This is a genomic window from Actinomyces sp., assembly GCF_030524025.1.
Classification (GTDB): domain Bacteria; phylum Actinomycetota; class Actinomycetes; order Actinomycetales; family Actinomycetaceae; genus Actinomyces.
This window is the reverse complement of the sequence record NZ_JAUNHI010000028.1, coordinates 1-14257: the sequence shown is the minus strand read 5'-3', so window position 1 is coordinate 14257 and position 14257 is coordinate 1. Positions and strand designations below refer to the sequence as shown.

The window sequence follows — 14257 nt, the reverse complement described above, 5'->3', positions numbered from 1 at the left end:
CGAGTACTGCGCCGCGGCGGCCTGCCTCCGCTGACCTCGCGTGCACCACGGCGTTGGTCGGACCGGGCGGCGGTTCTGGCCGACGGGCGCCGTGGCGCGCCGGCGCGCCACGGCGCCCGCGGACATGGGTGATACGCCTGCCAGGCCCTGAGCGGCACGCCTCAGTCAATGCCGTGCGGATGACATCATGGAAGCGCATCGTGACATGGGACACATGTGGTCAATCGATTAACTATGAATCGCCGGCGGTGCTAGCATGCGACATGCGTCCAACGCCGTCAACCTGCGGCGCCTGAATACGAAGGAGTGTGTATGGTCGCTGTGATCGTTGCTGCTCACGGTCATCTTGCGGAGGGACTGCTATCTTCCGCGGAGATGATCGCGGGCCCCCAGGAAGATGTCATAGGAATTACATTCGACCCCTCCGAGGGTCCGGACGATCTTCTCGCCAAGTACGCCGCCGCCATGGAGGCCTCGCCAAGCAGCCACTACCTGTTCCTCGTGGACCTGCTGGGCGGCAGCCCATACAACGCCGCGGCACGGGCCGTGGCAGAGCGCGAGGACGCGGATGTGGTGACAGGAGTCAACCTGCCCATGCTCGTCGAGGTTCTCGGTCGACGAATCGTCGGCGCGGACCTGGCCGAGCTTGTCGAGGTGGCGCGTACGGCAGGTTCCGCCGGCGTGCAGGTCCTGTCCGAGCTCTTCGCCCCCGCATCCACCTCTAATGACTCCGATGATGAAGGAGATGAGCTCTGATGAAAATCGCGCTACTGCGTGTCGACTCCCGCCTGGTCCACGGCCAGGTCGCCAACAACTGGGCGGGAACCCTGGGCGCCGAGGCTATTCTGGCCGTGTCCGACGGTGCCGCCAATGACGAGCTGCGCAAGACGCTCATGCTCCAGACCGGCGGCGGCAAGGTCAAGGTCCACGTCTTGGGCGTGGAGAAGGCTGCCCGGGTCTACAAGAACCCCAAGTACGAGAACCTCAATGCGGTCATCGTGGTCGAGACGCCGGCTGACGTCCTGCGGCTGCTCGACCTGGGCGTCGAGGCCACCGAGGTCAACGTTGGCGGTATGACCTTCAAGCGGGACGCCAAAGCGTTGTCTCAGGCGGTCTATGTGTCGGACCAGGACGTTAAAGACTTCGAGGAGATCAATCGTCGCGGCATCACCCAATACATCCAGCAAGTGCCCTCCACGGGTCGCAGTGACCTCATGGGGGCGCTGAAGTCCAAGGGCTTCATCTCCTAACGGCCTTGTGCTGAGCCCTGTCCCCTTCCCAACCTGAAAGAAGCATTAACTATGCAAGACATCAGCGCGGTCCAGATCATCTTGGTGACTCTGGTTGCCTTCATCGCCGGTTGTGACTCGGTCCTTGATGAACGCATGTTCTACCGCCCCATCGTCGCCTGCACCCTGACGGGGATCGCCCTGGGCGACCCCACGACGGGCATCATTATCGGTGGGAGCCTGGAGCTCTTGGCTCTGGGCTGGATGAACGTCGGCGCTGCTATGGCGCCTGACGCGGCTCTGGCGTCGACGGTCTCGACAGTGATCGTCATTGCCGGAGGCCAGACCCAGGCCGAGGCGATCGCCATTGCCGTCCCACTGGCCGTCGCCGGTCAGGCGTTGACCATCTTCGTGCGCACGATCAACGTGTTCTTCGCCCACCAGGCGGACCGGTTCGCCGAGCAGGCGAATTTCCGGGGGATCGAGATCATGCACTTCGTCGCGCTGAGCCTCCAGGGCCTGCGTGTGGCCGTTCCTACGGCACTCGTGGCCGCCGTGGCCTCCGGTGACGGCGTCAAGCAGGCGCTCGAGTCGATCCCCGACGTCATCACCCTCGGTCTGCAGATCGCCGGTGGTTTCATCGTTGTCGTCGGTTACGCGATGGTCATCAACATGATGAGGGCGCGCAAGCTCATGCCCTTCTTCTTCATCGGCTTTGTCGTCGCCCAGTTCATGACGACCCTCGACACAGGCATCACGCTTGTCGCCCTGGGCATCCTGGGCGTGTGCCTCGCCTTTATCTACGTCCAGCTCAACCCCGAGTTCCACGAGTCGCTCCGGCTGCCCAGGGCAGCGGTTCCCGCGGGAGGCGGGCGCCTTGACGACGACCTCGACGACGAGCTGGACTGAGCGGAACAGGGAGGACTGACAATGTCGACCGCAACAGAGACAATGACCAACCAGCCCGCGCGTGCGCTGAGCACCCGGGACCTGCGTCAGATGTACTGGCGCTCCACCTTCCTTCTGGGATCCTTCAACTTCGAGCGCATGCAGGCGATGGGCTTCTGCCTGACCCTCATGCCTGCGATCCGGAAGTTCTATCCCAATGACAAGGCTCAGCAGGCGGCGGCCCTCAAGCGCCACCTGGAGTTCTACAACACCCACCCGTGGATCTCGTCGGTGGTCTTCGGCGTGACCGCAGCCATGGAGGAGCAGCGCTCCAAGGGTGAGGACATCGGTGATGACACGATCACCAACGTCAAGGTCGGCCTGATGGGGCCGCTGGCGGGCGTGGGCGACCCCATCTTCTGGGGCACGGCGCGCCCGGTCCTGGGGGCGCTGGGCGCCTCCCTGGCGGCCACCGGGTCCTGGCTGGGACCGATCGTCTACTTCCTGGGCATCAACGCCATCCGGATTCTCACCCGTTGGTACGGTCTGCGGTGGGGCTACGAGCGTGGAACCGCAATGGTCACGGAGGTCGGAGGGGGCCAGCTCAAGCGCATCACCCAGATCGCCGCGATCACCGGTCTGTTCGTCATGGGGGCACTCGTCGCCAAGTGGACGACGATCCACTTCCCGGGCATCGTCTCGTCGGTCAAGGCGGAAGACGGTACAGTGACCGAGACCTCGGTGCAGAACATCTTGGACAGCCTGCTCCCGGGCGTGGCCGCCCTGGGCCTCACCTTCGTGTGCATGTGGCTGCTCAACAAGAAGGTGAGCCCGCTGCTCATCATCCTGGGCATGTTCGTCATCGGAATCCTGGGCGCCTGGACCGGCTGGCTCGGCATGCCGTCCTGAGTGACTGCGGCACCGACCTTGCCGGGTTGACGGCCCGGTCGTCGACAACACGCAGCGTCTCCGGGGCCGCTGGGCGGCAGACACCGCCCAGCGGCCCCGGAGGCTGCAGGTCCCAAGCAGCCCGACCACGAGGAGAACCTACGTGCCCAGCCTCATCGCCACCGACCTGGACGGGACGGTCCTGTTTGACCGTCGAGTCTCACCGGAGGACCGGGCCGCCATGGCGCGCTGGCGCGCAGCGGGCAACCTGCTGGTGGTCGACACCGGCAAGTCGGTCTTCGCCACGCGCGACGTCCTGGAGCCGGCCGGCGTCGACTTCGACTACGCAGTGACCTTCACAGGAGCGGTGCTCATCGACTCGAGCTACTCGATCCTGTCGGCCCGCTACCTGCCCGAGGGGCTGGCCCAGGCGATCGTCTCCTGGCTGGAGGGCGTGGATGGGCTGACCGTGTTCGCCACCACCATCACATGCGACTACATCATTTCCGACACCTACCGGGAAATCTCCCCCATCCTTCAGGTGTTCGAGCCGATGACGGCCGAGCAGATGGCCGGGCACCGTTTCATCGGCGTGCCCATGCGGGTGCGTGACGACGACGTGCGCGACCGCATCACGGCTGAGCTCGTCGCCTCCTGGGAGACACAGATCGAGGTGGTGCGCAACCAGGAGTTCCTCGACGTCATCCCAGCGGGCTGCACCAAGGGGCACGGGCTGCGCGAGCTCGTGGCAGACCTGACGGCCCCGGACGGGCCGGTGGCGGGCAGCAGGCTCGAGACCTGGAGCATCGGCGACTCCTGGAACGACATCACGATGCATGAGACCGCCGACCACGCCGTGGCCCTGCCCTGGTCGCCTCCGGCGGTCAAGGCCGTGTGCGAGCGGACGGTATCGTCCATCGCCGAACTCATCGACTCACTCCTTCTCATGGACAGGTGACCTGTGGCAGCTTTCAACACACTCCGTGACTGGTTCAATGGTGGCGACCCGGATGGGCGCCGGAAGGTGGCCGCGTGGGCGCGGGGCTTCGATGCTGGGCGCTCGGAGGGCTATACCTTCGGCATGATGGGGCCGGCTCTGTGCCTGTCACTGGTAGCCGTCGTGCTCTACCCGCTGACCCGGGGCTACGGCTCGATCGTCGCTCTGGCTCTGGCCGTCTTCCTGCTTCTGGGACGTCAGATGATCGAGCGGCAGGTCGTCAGTGACGTCTCGGACCTCCATGAGGCCACGAGGCAGTATGAGCGTACCCGCAACCCCGAGTACCTCGACTTCACCGAGCTGCGGGCCGCGGGCATGCTCGAGGACAACAAGATGCTCACCGGCGCGACGCGCGAGCTCCTTCACGGGAAGGTGGAGTGGGCGCGCCAGGAGAAGGCGCGCAACGAGGGCCGGGCCGCCCAGGCGCGGCGACGCGCTGAGCGACGGGGCCGGGACCCCCAGCAGCCCGCGGGCGAGGAGGGCGGTTCCGGTCCCCTCACGCCCGGTGCCCCTGAGGTGGACCCTGTGCAGGCTCGTGCGGCTCAGGCCCAGCCCGCGGAGGAGCCGTGAGCAGCAGCCCTCCCCGCTATGTCCGTGCCGTCCTGTGGGACATGGACGGCACCCTCATCGATTCCCAGCCCTTCTGGGACGAGTCTTTCGAGCGCCGTTGCCGGCAGCGGGGCGGTACGGTGACGCCCGAGCAGGTCGGGGAGCTCAAGGGCGCCTCGATCCGACGCACCCACGAACTGATCGCCGCCACCGGGGCGACGAGCGAGGCGGACGACCCCGGTACGGGCGAGATCTTCACGGGCATGGCGGCTGATGTCCGGGAGGCGGTGACCCGGCGCCCGCCGATCATTCCCGGCGCTCGAGAGATCACCTCAGCACTGCTGCAGGCGGGACTGGCGCAGGTCATCGTCACCCAGTCGCCCAGGCCGATCGTCGAGGCTGTCGCCCACGCCCTGGGCAACGTGTTTGCCGGCCTGGTCACCGGGGACGACGGTCTGCCCGGCAAGCCGACGCCCGCTCCGTACGCTGCTGCGCTGGAGATGCTCGAGCTCGGGCCCGAGGAGTGCGTCGCCGTGGAGGACTCGGCCACCGGCGCGGCCTCGGCGCGCTCCAACGACCTGCGGGTCGTGCAGGTCGGCGGCGACAAGCACTTCCCCGCCGACCCGGGTCTCATCGTCGTGCCCGATCTGGCGTCGATCACGCCGCACCTGCTCCTGTGGGCTGAGTCCTGACCGGACCGGGAGCGGCCGCCGCGGCCGGGACGCAGGCTGGGGCGCGCGCCCAGGGGTGATGCCCGGTTGCCGGCCCGGTGCCCCGGGTGCGGGCAGAGGCTCCGACCTACGGCGGACTACTGCCCGGCGAAGCGGTAGACATTGGTCTCCCGCTGCTCGAAGCCTGCCCGCTGGTACAGCCGATTGGCGGCCTCCCGGCTGGGCCGGGAGGTGAGGTCGACGGTCCGGGCTCCCAGGGTCGCGGCGTGCGCCACGGCCGCCTCGACCAGCGCCCGTCCGGCGCCGTGCCCGCGGGCGGCGGAGTCGACAACGACGTCCTCGACCCAGGCGCGCAGGCCCGTGGGGATCGTGAAGGTCGCCAGGGTGAGCATCCCCAGGATCGGGGTGAGGCCCTGGGCATCGGGCTCGTCGGGGCGGAAGACGAAGAGGGAGACCCCCTCCTGGGCGACGAGCGCCTCGCACTGCTCGGCGGTCAGCGCCGGTGCCGAGCGGGATAGCTGGGGGATGAGCCGTTCCATTGCCTCGACGAGCTCGGGGTCCGATGCGGTGACGATCTCAACGGTCATGGGGTCTCCTCGGTTCGGAGGCGGTGGGTGCGATGATGTGGAGAGCCTAGACGATTGATTCCCGCGGGGTGCGCGGCGCGGGCTGGGCGGCGCGGGCCCGGGGTCGGCGTCACGGGCCCGGGACCCGCCCCTTCGCCGAGATCGGGACTTATGGCACCTCGAGATCGGTAGATATGGCACGGCGGGGCGCGGAGGCGTCCTGGGGCAGGGGCTCCGCCGCCGATCGGGTCGGGGCAGCGTGGGGCTGGTTGGACTTGACGCGCTCGCACGGCCTTCGAGATCAAGCGTGTGCAGGCGGCCCTCGTCGCCGTCGGCCAGCGGGCCCGTGCCGGCACGACGCGCATCTCCCAGGCCGGTGGTCGTACCCAGGCGCGGCCGAGGCACGCACAGTTCCCACCGCTTGTCCGACGACGACCCCCGGCATCACGCGGTTTCTTGCCCGTCGAGATCGTCCGACGACCACCAATGGTGGTCCACAGTGACGGCTGCGGCCCGCACCGGGACCAGGGACTTGACTGGCGGGCCAGCGTCCCTGCGTGTCATATGTACCGATCTCGGGGTGTCATTAGTCCCGATCTCGGCGAAGGGGGCGGCCTCGGCCGGTCCTGTGCTTATGAGGCCGTGGGGTCCATGATGGCTGCCTCGAGGAGGGTCGCCCCGCAGGCGAGGTCCTGGAGCCGCAGGACGTAGGGGCGGTCGACGATGAAGGGCACCGTCTCGGAGGGCGGCGCCCCGCTGGTCGTCTCCATCGCCTCGGTCAGGGCCGCGGCGACCGTCCCCTCCTCGTCGATGAGGAGACGCACCTGCTGGAGCACGTCGGTGAGCACGACACTGGGAGCGATCCCCTCGAACCCGACGGGGTCGAGCCCCTGGGCGGCGAGCGCGTCGATGAGGCTCGTGGCGGGGCTCGCCAGGTCGAGATTGGGCAGGGCGAGCTCGACCTCCACACTGTTGCCGGCCCGGGACGCCTCGTCGAGCGCGGCGGAGGCGGCAGCCCGCGTCGCGGGGTCGAGCTGCGCAGGAGAGGTGCCCGCCTCGGGCAGGACGACGTCGAGGGCCCGCCCTTCACCGGTGTCGGCCTGACCGCCCGCGTAGTCGAGGCGGACTGCCGACCAGCCCTGCCCCTCGACATGCACGAGTTGCAGGGTGGCGTGCATGAGCTCGGCCTGGACCGTCGACCCGTCGGCGCGGGTGAAGCTCCGGGCGGAGGTGTCCTCGGCGGCGAAGGGCGCCGACCACCTGGCGGCGAAGAGTAGGGCGTTTTGCAGCACGAGGACGGTGTCCTGCGTGGGGTTGATCCCGCTTGAGGGGATGAGGCCGCCCGTGTTGTGCTCCGCCCAGGCGTCGAGGTTGTCCTTCATCCCCCGCGCCGAGACCTGTTCGATCTGCGCGTCCAGCCACCGCAGCACAGTGTCGAGGTAGTCCTGGGAGACCTCGACCCCCTCGCGGATGACGACGTGGTTGGCCAGGTGGACGAGCGGCTCCTCGGGGATCTCCTCGGGGTCGAATCCCTCGAGGTCGCCGTCGTTGCGGTTGACGGAGGTCTGGATGGCCGACCACGTCCGGTTCCGGTCCTCGCCGCCGGCGCCCAGCAGCGTGTCGAAGCCCTGCCGGGTGGGGTCGGTGGCCCCGGGGGCCAGGAGCGCGAGGATGAGCGACAGGCTGAGCGGGGAGACGAGCGCATTGCCCTCCGGCCGTTCCTCGAGGTATCCGGCGAGGATCGCCGCGAGCCCGGCCCGTGGGTCAAGTCCCGTGTCACGGGCAGCACTCCCCGAGATCGGGACATATGACCCCTCGAGATCGGCTGCTGTCCGGACGGACGTGCACCCGCTCTCGCGAGCCCGGGGCGGGCCCCGCGCGTCGGTGCGCCTGAGCCGGTAGCCTTCGGTGCGGGCCCGCCGCCTCATCCGTCCACCGGCCCGCGGGGCCCGCGGGCGATACGCCGTCGCAAGGGAGCCTCCATGACCAACACCGACCTCCCGCACGGGAACCCGCCGACCAGCGGGGCGGCAGCGCCCCCGTCCGTGCGGGGGACCGAGGTCGAGCACACCTACGCCCCGGAGGAGTTGTTCTTCTCCACCACCGACTCCCACGGCAGGATCCGCCGGGCGAACTCGATCTTCATGCGCCTGTCGGGCTATCCCCGCGGCGCCCTCGTGGGGCGGGCCCACAACGTCGTGCGCCACCCCGACATGCCCGCCGGCCTCTTCCGCAGCATGTGGGAGGACATCGAGGCCGGCGGTGCCGCGAGCGCCTACATCTCCAACCGCTCCTCGGACGGCGGCACCTACCGGGTCTTCGCTACGATCGTGCCCTCCGGGGACGGCTACCTGTCGGTGCGCACCCTGCCGATGCTCACCGACCTGCGCGAGGACGTCGAGGGCGCCTACGCCCGCGTCCGCCAGGTGGAGGCCGCCTCCCTGGCGGCGGGCTCGACCCGGCGCGAGGCGGCCGCTGCCGGCCAGGCGGCGCTGCTCGAGGAGCTGCGGGCGCTGGGATACAAGGGAACGGTGGACTTCTCCCGCCAGACCCTGGCCGCCGAGGTCGCTGCCTTGGTCGGTTCGGGAGTCAACATCCCCGAGCGGCGCGGTGACGACCCGGTGGCCCGGATCCTGGCGGAGATGAACGGCATTGAGGACTCGACCGCGGGCCTGGTCGACCTGCTCGACGAGTGCGCGCGGCTTGTGACCCTCCTGGGCCGGCGGGCTGAGGACATCGACGCCCTGTCGGCGCGGCTGGGCAGCCTGCGCGAGAACCTGCGCCAGGTCCTGCGTGATGTCACGACCAGGGGGCAGGGGCCGGAGGTCGACGAGGTGGCGGAGAACTACGCCCGGGTCGATGCCCTGGTCCTCGAGTGCGTCGAGCAGCTCCACCCGCTGGCCGGGCAGGTCGAGGAGCTGCGCGGCGACGTCGACGCGGTCCGCTTCGCGATCGCCCTGCTGCGCCTGCACAATCTGGCCGCGGGCTTCTTCGCCCTCCAGCTGCTCGAGGGCGACGACGAGCTGGGGGAGAACGACGCGGTCGGCAGCCTGGAGGAGCTCGTGGGTGTCCTGCACGAAGGCGCCGCCTCCCTGGCCGATGCGCTGGCGCTGCTGGAGGCCCGCTCCGAGCTGGTCGGCGGCGAGCTCGACGTCGTCGCCGGGTCACTGACCGCCACGCACCGCCCGCTGCTCGAGCTGATCGGCGCCGCCGCCGATGCCGGGGCGGCACAGGAGGTCTCGGTGCGCACTGCCAGTGCGCTCGTGCGCGACGGCTTCCCCGAGGCGCGTGGCCTGGCCGACCTCGCCGGGGCGGTGCGTGACCTCGAGCTGCCCTACGACCCGGCCGACATCGACACCCGGCTGGCCGCGGTCCGTGCCGTTCTGGCAGGTCTGGCGGGCCGGGCGGGCACTGCGGGCACTGCGGGCTCTGCGGGCTCCTCAGCGCCCTCGCAGGGGCGCTGACCGCGCGGGGGTGGGGAGGCCGGCGGCCTCGACGCAGGCCCCTCAGCGGGTTCCGCGTGAGGCGGGGTCGGTGCCGCGCACGAGCTCGACGAGGACCTCGGCGTGGTCGGTGTGGGGGAACATGTCGAACAGCCTGGCCCGGCGGACACGCAGGGAGGGCATCGCGGCGAGGTCGCGCCGCAGGGTCGCCGGGTTGCACGAGGAGTACAGGACTCTGCCCAGGCCGCAGCGCTCGATGCGTCCGGCCAGGTCGGTCCCGATCCCGGAGCGGGGAGGGTTGACCACGAGCAGGTCGGGCAGCGCCCCCGGAGCACCGGGATCCAGCACCCGGGCGTCGCCGGTCTCGAAACGGACGACCTCCGCCCCCAGGCCCATCCGGGCGGCGCTGTGCCGGGCGCCGTCGACCGCTTCGGCGGAGACCTCCACGCCCCGGACACGGCGGCCCGGAGCTGCCAGGGCCAGGGCGAACCCGCCGACGCCGCAGAACAGGTCCCACACCTCCTCAGGAGCGCCCCGCGGCGCGCGGGCTCCGTCCCGGCGCGCCTCAGGGGGCGTGGTCGCCCCGGCCGGGAAGGGGCCCGGCGGCAGGTCGTCGGCCCACCGCCTCGCGGTGGCGTAGAGCGCGGCGGCGACGGCGGTGTTGGTCTGGAAGAAGGAGCGCACGGGCAGCGACAGCAGCAGCTCGCGGCTTGCGGGTTCGCCCGGGGCGGGCTCGCCTGGGGCGGGCGGTCCGAGGGCCTGTGGTCCGAGGGCGAGCGGCTCGAGGTCGCCTGGCAGGCGCAGGCGCATGAGGAGGCTGTGGCCGTCGGGGCCGTCGGTCAGGACGATCTCCTCAGCACCCTCGATGACCGCTTGGTGGACGGGCTGGATGTTGACCGACAGGACCGCGAGGGTCTCCAGGCGTCGGCGCAGGGCGGGCAGGGCCCGGCGGAGAGTCTCCAGGTGCCGGCGGCTGCGTAGCACGAAGCGGACCATGAGGTCCCCGTCGGGGGAGACGGTGACCAGGACGTGCTTGAGCTCGCCGCGACGGGCCGGCACGTCGTAGGGCTCCAGGCCCAGGTCGCCGATCAGCTCGGCGATGACCGGCAGGGCCTGCTCGATGAGGGGCTCGTGGAGGGGGCAGGCGCGCAGGTCGACTCCCCGCATCTCCGCGTCGAGGATGCCGAGCACCGGCCGGTGCGCCGTGCCGGAGACCACCATCTTGGCCTTGTTGCGGAATCGCGTCGGTGCGCTCGCGGCCGGCTCGAGCCAGGTCCGCCCGGGCACGGGGTTGGGCCCCGAGGCCAGCAGGGCGGCGACCCGCTCCTGCTTGGCCGCCAGCTGGAGGGGCAGCGGGGTCGCCAGGTGCGGGCAGGAGTGGCAGGCGCCGGACTCGTGCCGGGGGCACCGGACCGGTGGGGGCGCGGGAGGCATGAGGTCATTGTCGGGGATCGCGGCGCCCGGGGGAGCGGCCTGCAACCCCCGGGCGTGGTGCGCGCCCGGCCGCTGCGCCAAGCCCGTGTGCGGACCGTGGGGCACACTGAGCCCATGACCTCGACCCCCGACCTGCCCGGTGCCGCCCCGCTCCTGCCGCGCACCGGGATCGGCAGCGACGTCCATGCCTTCGCCGAGCCCGGCTCGGGGACACCCCTGCGCCTGGCCTGCCTGGAGTGGCCCGGTGAGACCGGACTGGCCGGGCACTCCGATGGCGACGTCGTCGCCCACGCCTGCTGCGACGCCCTGTTCTCCGCCGCGGGCCTGGGCGACCTCGGCTCGAACTTCGGCACCGCCGAGCCCCAGTGGAAGGGTGCCTCCGGCGCCGTCCTCCTGGCCGAGGCCGCCAGGCGGGTGCGCGGGGCCGGCTTTGAGATCGGTAACATCGCCGTCCAGCTCATCGGGGCCCGCCCCCGGGTGGCCGCGCGCGCCGGCGAGGCCGGGGCCGCGCTGTCCGCTGCGGCGGGGGCCGAGGTCAGCTTCTCGGCCACGACCACCGACGGCCTGGGCTTCCTGGGACGCCGGGAGGGGCTGCTCGCTCTGGCCACCGCCCTGGTCTACCCGGTCGGGCCCCGCTGAGACGTGCCGGCCCTGTGCGCCGACCCGGCCACTGGGCGGGCAGCAGCAGCCCGGCAGCGCGACCGCGGCCGGCAGCGCGGGTGGGCCCACCGGCACCCCGCCCTGCCGCGCCATCCGGACACGCCTGCACGCCCCGCCCCGTCCTCGTCCCACCCGATAGGGTTGCGGCGTGAGTACCGCATCCCACCGCGCACCCCAGCGCGCGCTCAACCTGCGCCTCTACGACTCGGCGGCCCGCGCGGTCGTACCCCTGGCGCCCACCGTCACCGAGGGAACGGTGGCCATCTACCTGTGCGGCGCCACGGTCCAGGGCTCGCCCCACATCGGGCACATGCGCTCGGCCATCGCCTTCGACGTCCTGCGCCGCTGGCTGGAGCGCTGCGGCCAGCGAGTCACCCTCATCCGCAACGTCACGGACATCGACGACAAGATCCTGGCCAAGTCCGCCGCCGCCGACCCGCCCGTGCCGTGGTGGGCCTGGGCCCAGCGTTACGAGCGCGAGTTCGACGCCGCCTACCGGGCGCTGGGCGTGGCCCCGCCCACCTACGAGCCGCGGGCCACGGGGCAGGTCCCGGAGATGATCGACCTTGTCGGCCGCCTGCTTGAGGCCGGGCACGCCTATGTCGGGGAGGCCGGCAACGTCTACTTCGATGTGCGATCCCTGCCCGGCTACGGCTCGCTGACCAACCAGCGGGTCGAGGACCTGGCCACCACCGAGGACGAGTCGCAGATCGACGACGACGTCGAGGCCGACAAGCACGACCCCCGCGACTTCGCCCTGTGGAAGGCCGCCAAGCCCTCCGAGCCGGCCGACGCGGCCTGGGACGCCCCCTGGGGCAGGGGCCGGCCCGGGTGGCACCTGGAGTGCTCGGCGATGAGCCGGCGCTACCTGGGCGAGACCTTCGACATCCACGGCGGCGGGATCGACCTGCGCTTCCCCCACCACGAGAACGAGCAGGCCCAGTCCCACGGCGCCGGCTGGGGCTTCGCCCGGCACTGGGTCCACAACGCCTGGGTGACGGTCAAGGGCGAGAAGATGAGCAAGTCCCTGGGCAACTCGCTGGTGGTCGGCGAGCTGCTCACCACCCACGACCCGGCCGTGCTGCGCCTGGCGCTGGGCACCGTCCACCACCGCTCGACCGTCGAGTTCTCCGAGGAGACCCTGGCCGAGGCCGCCGCCCTGTGGGAGCGCCTGACCGGGGCCGTGCTGCGTGCCGTCGGGCTGAGCCCGCAGGCCGACACCCCCACGGAGTCCCTGGCCGGGCGCGAGCTCCCGGTCGAGTACGTCGAGGCCATGGACGACGACCTCAACCTCGCCGGTGCGATGGCGGTGGTCCACGCCACCCTCAAGCGCCTCAACACCGCTCTGGCGGCCGCAGCCCCGGACCCGCAGACGGTGGCCGGGCTGGCCCTGGACCTGCGCGCCCAGCTGAGCGTCCTGGGCCTCGACCCCTTGGCCGCGCCCTGGCGCGCCGGTGTCGGTGGGGGGACGCGGACGGGCGAGGACTCCGCGGCCATGGAGGCCCTCGACCACCTCGTCACCGACCTGCTCGCCCAGCGCGCCAAGGCGCGGGCCGACAAGGACTGGGCGCGGGCGGACGCCCTGCGCGACGACCTGGCCGCCGCCGGCGTCGTCGTCGAGGACTCCGCTGCGGGCGCCCGCTGGCACCTGGCCTGAGCCGGTCGCCTCAGACGGCGTCGGCCGTCCCGGCCGTCTCGGCCGTCAGTGACAGCCCAGGCAGCCCCACCAGCGACAACCCCGTCTACCCCGACCACCCCGATCACAGCGACAACAGTGAGGATCGCAGCCCATGCCCGGAAACGAGCAGTACCCCGGCGCCAAGCGCCGGCCGGGGTCCAAGAAGGGACCCACGAAGGGCTCGGGCGGCAACCGCCGTCGGGGCCTGGAGGGCAAGGGTCCCACGCCCAAGGCGGAGGACCGCGTCGGCCACCCCCGGGCCCGGGCCACGGCCCGGGCCGAGGCCCGCGCCGCGGCGCCGACCCGGGCCAAGCAGCTGGAGAAGATCAGGCGGCGCTTCGGCGTGCCCGAGGGCCACGAGGTCGTGTGCGGCCGCAACGCGGTGGCCGAGGCGGCCCGCGCGGGGGTGCCGATCGAACGGGTCTTCATGGCCGTGTCGGCGGCCTCCGACGACCGCCTCGGCGCGGTCATCCGGCGTGCCGCCCTGCTGGGCGCCCCCGTGCTGGAGACCACCCGCCTCGACCTCGACGCCCTGACCGACGACGCCGCCCACCAGGGCGTGGCCATCGAGGTGCCCGCCTACGACTACGTCCTGGCCCGCGACCTGCTCGACCGGGCCCGCGCCGCCGGGAGGGTGCCGCTGCTCATCGCCCTCGACCAGGTCACCGACCCCCATAACCTTGGGGCGGTCCTGCGCTCGGCAGGCGCTTTCGGGGCCGACGGCGTCATCATCCCCGGCAGGCGCAGCGTCGGCGTGTCCGCCACCGTCTGGAAGGTGTCGGCCGGTGCCGCGGCCCGCGTGCCGGTGGCGCGCGAGACCAACCTCGTGCGCGCCCTTGCGGCCCTCAAGGCTGAGGGCTGCTTCGTCGTCGGCCTTGACGGGCGGGGGGAGACCTCCCTCGAGCAGATCCCCGTGGCCGACTCACCACTGGTCCTGGTCACCGGCGCGGAGGGCGCGGGCCTGTCCCGGCTCGTGCGCGAGACCTGCGACCTCGTGGCCTCCATCCCGATCTCGAGCACGGTCGAGTCCCTCAACGCCGCCGTGGCAACTGGCATCAGCCTCTACGAGGTCGACCGGATCCGGCGGGCCGCCCGCGCCGCGGACTGACCGGGCACCCGGCAGGACCAGGCGGCCGGCCTGACTGGAGCCGCCGGACCTGCCGGACCGACCAGCCTGACCCGACCGGCGCCCGTCCCCCCCCGTTACCTTGTTGGTGGTCCCGGGTGGTCCGGGGCTGGGCCAGCTGCTGCGGG

General features: G+C 71.5%; 14 protein-coding genes. 11 read left to right on the top strand and 3 right to left on the bottom strand.

What is annotated here, in order from left to right; translation table 11 throughout:
• Positions 1-312 precede the first annotated feature (312 nt).
• The 7 genes from Q4C85_RS09720 to Q4C85_RS09690 all read left to right on the top strand — a co-directional run bounded on the left by Q4C85_RS09720 (position 313) and on the right by Q4C85_RS09690 (position 5243).
• Entirely contained in the window at positions 313-756 is a 444-nt protein-coding gene (locus Q4C85_RS09720) for a PTS sugar transporter subunit IIA (protein WP_303141636.1), read from the top strand.
• Positions 756-1250 (top strand): PTS sugar transporter subunit IIB, encoded by a 495-nt coding sequence (locus tag Q4C85_RS09715; protein ID WP_303141634.1) that lies wholly within the window; start codon positions 756-758, stop codon positions 1248-1250. The genes Q4C85_RS09720 and Q4C85_RS09715 overlap by 1 nt, the downstream gene beginning before the upstream one ends.
• A gap of 51 nt (positions 1251-1301) precedes the next feature.
• Complete coding sequence (locus tag Q4C85_RS09710; protein WP_303141632.1) at positions 1302-2138, top strand: PTS mannose/fructose/sorbose transporter subunit IIC; 837 nt, start codon at positions 1302-1304, stop codon at positions 2136-2138.
• 21 nt (positions 2139-2159) lie between these two features.
• Positions 2160-3026 carry a PTS system mannose/fructose/sorbose family transporter subunit IID gene (locus Q4C85_RS09705; protein WP_303141631.1) on the top strand — a complete coding sequence of 289 codons (867 nt, stop codon included), beginning with the start codon at positions 2160-2162 and terminating at the stop codon, positions 3024-3026.
• A 142-nt stretch (positions 3027-3168) separates the two neighbouring features.
• Entirely contained in the window at positions 3169-3963 is a 795-nt protein-coding gene (locus Q4C85_RS09700; protein WP_303141629.1) for an HAD-IIB family hydrolase, read from the top strand.
• Between the two features lie 123 nt (positions 3964-4086).
• Complete coding sequence (locus tag Q4C85_RS09695; RefSeq protein ID WP_303141628.1) at positions 4087-4572, top strand: hypothetical protein; 486 nt, start codon at positions 4087-4089, stop codon at positions 4570-4572.
• Positions 4569-5243: an HAD family phosphatase gene (locus Q4C85_RS09690; RefSeq protein WP_303141627.1), complete on the top strand. Its 675-nt coding sequence runs from the start codon at positions 4569-4571 to the stop codon at positions 5241-5243. The genes Q4C85_RS09695 and Q4C85_RS09690 overlap by 4 nt, the downstream gene beginning before the upstream one ends.
• Before the next feature lie 116 nt (positions 5244-5359).
• Here the strand turns inward: Q4C85_RS09690 and Q4C85_RS09685 are convergent, their stop codons facing one another.
• Both Q4C85_RS09685 and Q4C85_RS09680 read right to left on the bottom strand, forming a co-directional pair.
• Entirely contained in the window at positions 5360-5809 is a 450-nt protein-coding gene (locus tag Q4C85_RS09685) for an N-acetyltransferase (protein WP_303141626.1), read from the bottom strand.
• A gap of 611 nt (positions 5810-6420) precedes the next feature.
• Positions 6421-7716, bottom strand: a complete 1296-nt coding sequence (locus tag Q4C85_RS09680) for a serpin family protein (protein WP_303141624.1) — start codon at positions 7714-7716, stop codon at positions 6421-6423.
• Positions 7717-7770: 54 nt separating this feature from the next.
• On the opposite strand from Q4C85_RS09680, the gene Q4C85_RS09675 reads away from it, so the two are divergent.
• Complete coding sequence (locus Q4C85_RS09675) at positions 7771-9252, top strand: chemotaxis protein (protein ID WP_303141622.1); 1482 nt, start codon at positions 7771-7773, stop codon at positions 9250-9252.
• 42 nt (positions 9253-9294) lie between these two features.
• On the opposite strand, the gene Q4C85_RS09670 is transcribed toward Q4C85_RS09675, so the two are convergent.
• Positions 9295-10665: a 23S rRNA (uracil(747)-C(5))-methyltransferase gene (locus tag Q4C85_RS09670; RefSeq protein WP_303141620.1), complete on the bottom strand. Its 1371-nt coding sequence runs from the start codon at positions 10663-10665 to the stop codon at positions 9295-9297.
• Positions 10666-10779: 114 nt separating this feature from the next.
• On the opposite strand from Q4C85_RS09670, the gene ispF reads away from it, so the two are divergent.
• The 3 genes from ispF (at position 10780) to rlmB (ending at position 14111) form a co-directional block, all read left to right on the top strand.
• The gene (gene ispF, locus Q4C85_RS09665; RefSeq protein ID WP_303141618.1) at positions 10780-11304 is read left to right on the top strand and encodes a 2-C-methyl-D-erythritol 2,4-cyclodiphosphate synthase; all 525 of its coding nucleotides are present in this window, start codon (positions 10780-10782) and stop codon (positions 11302-11304) included.
• Between the two features lie 169 nt (positions 11305-11473).
• The gene (gene cysS / locus Q4C85_RS09660) at positions 11474-12982 is read left to right on the top strand and encodes a cysteine--tRNA ligase (protein WP_303141616.1); all 1509 of its coding nucleotides are present in this window, start codon (positions 11474-11476) and stop codon (positions 12980-12982) included.
• Positions 12983-13115: 133 nt separating this feature from the next.
• On the top strand, positions 13116-14111 hold the full coding sequence (gene rlmB / locus Q4C85_RS09655) for a 23S rRNA (guanosine(2251)-2'-O)-methyltransferase RlmB (RefSeq protein ID WP_303141614.1): 996 nt from the start codon (positions 13116-13118) through the stop codon (positions 14109-14111).
• The last annotated feature ends 146 nt before the right edge of the window (positions 14112-14257 follow it).

What these genes read in the sequence shown, in the direction of transcription:
- Q4C85_RS09710 (WP_303141632.1), top strand. Translation starts at nt 1,302, where the DNA reads ATGCAAGACATCAGCGCGGTCCAGATCATCTTGGTGACTCTGGTTGCC.
- Q4C85_RS09670 (WP_303141620.1), bottom strand. Translation starts at nt 10,665, where the DNA reads ATGCCTCCCGCGCCCCCACCGGTCCGGTGCCCCCGGCACGAGTCCGGC.
- Q4C85_RS09675 (WP_303141622.1), top strand. Translation starts at nt 7,771, where the DNA reads ATGACCAACACCGACCTCCCGCACGGGAACCCGCCGACCAGCGGGGCG.
- Q4C85_RS09720 (WP_303141636.1), top strand. Translation starts at nt 313, where the DNA reads ATGGTCGCTGTGATCGTTGCTGCTCACGGTCATCTTGCGGAGGGACTG.
- Q4C85_RS09695 (WP_303141628.1), top strand. Translation starts at nt 4,087, where the DNA reads ATGATGGGGCCGGCTCTGTGCCTGTCACTGGTAGCCGTCGTGCTCTAC.
- Q4C85_RS09680 (WP_303141624.1), bottom strand. Translation starts at nt 7,716, where the DNA reads ATGAGGCGGCGGGCCCGCACCGAAGGCTACCGGCTCAGGCGCACCGAC.
- Q4C85_RS09685 (WP_303141626.1), bottom strand. Translation starts at nt 5,809, where the DNA reads ATGACCGTTGAGATCGTCACCGCATCGGACCCCGAGCTCGTCGAGGCA.
- ispF (WP_303141618.1), top strand. Translation starts at nt 10,780, where the DNA reads ATGACCTCGACCCCCGACCTGCCCGGTGCCGCCCCGCTCCTGCCGCGC.
- rlmB (WP_303141614.1), top strand. Translation starts at nt 13,116, where the DNA reads ATGCCCGGAAACGAGCAGTACCCCGGCGCCAAGCGCCGGCCGGGGTCC.
- Q4C85_RS09705 (WP_303141631.1), top strand. Translation starts at nt 2,160, where the DNA reads ATGTCGACCGCAACAGAGACAATGACCAACCAGCCCGCGCGTGCGCTG.
- Q4C85_RS09715 (WP_303141634.1), top strand. Translation starts at nt 756, where the DNA reads ATGAAAATCGCGCTACTGCGTGTCGACTCCCGCCTGGTCCACGGCCAG.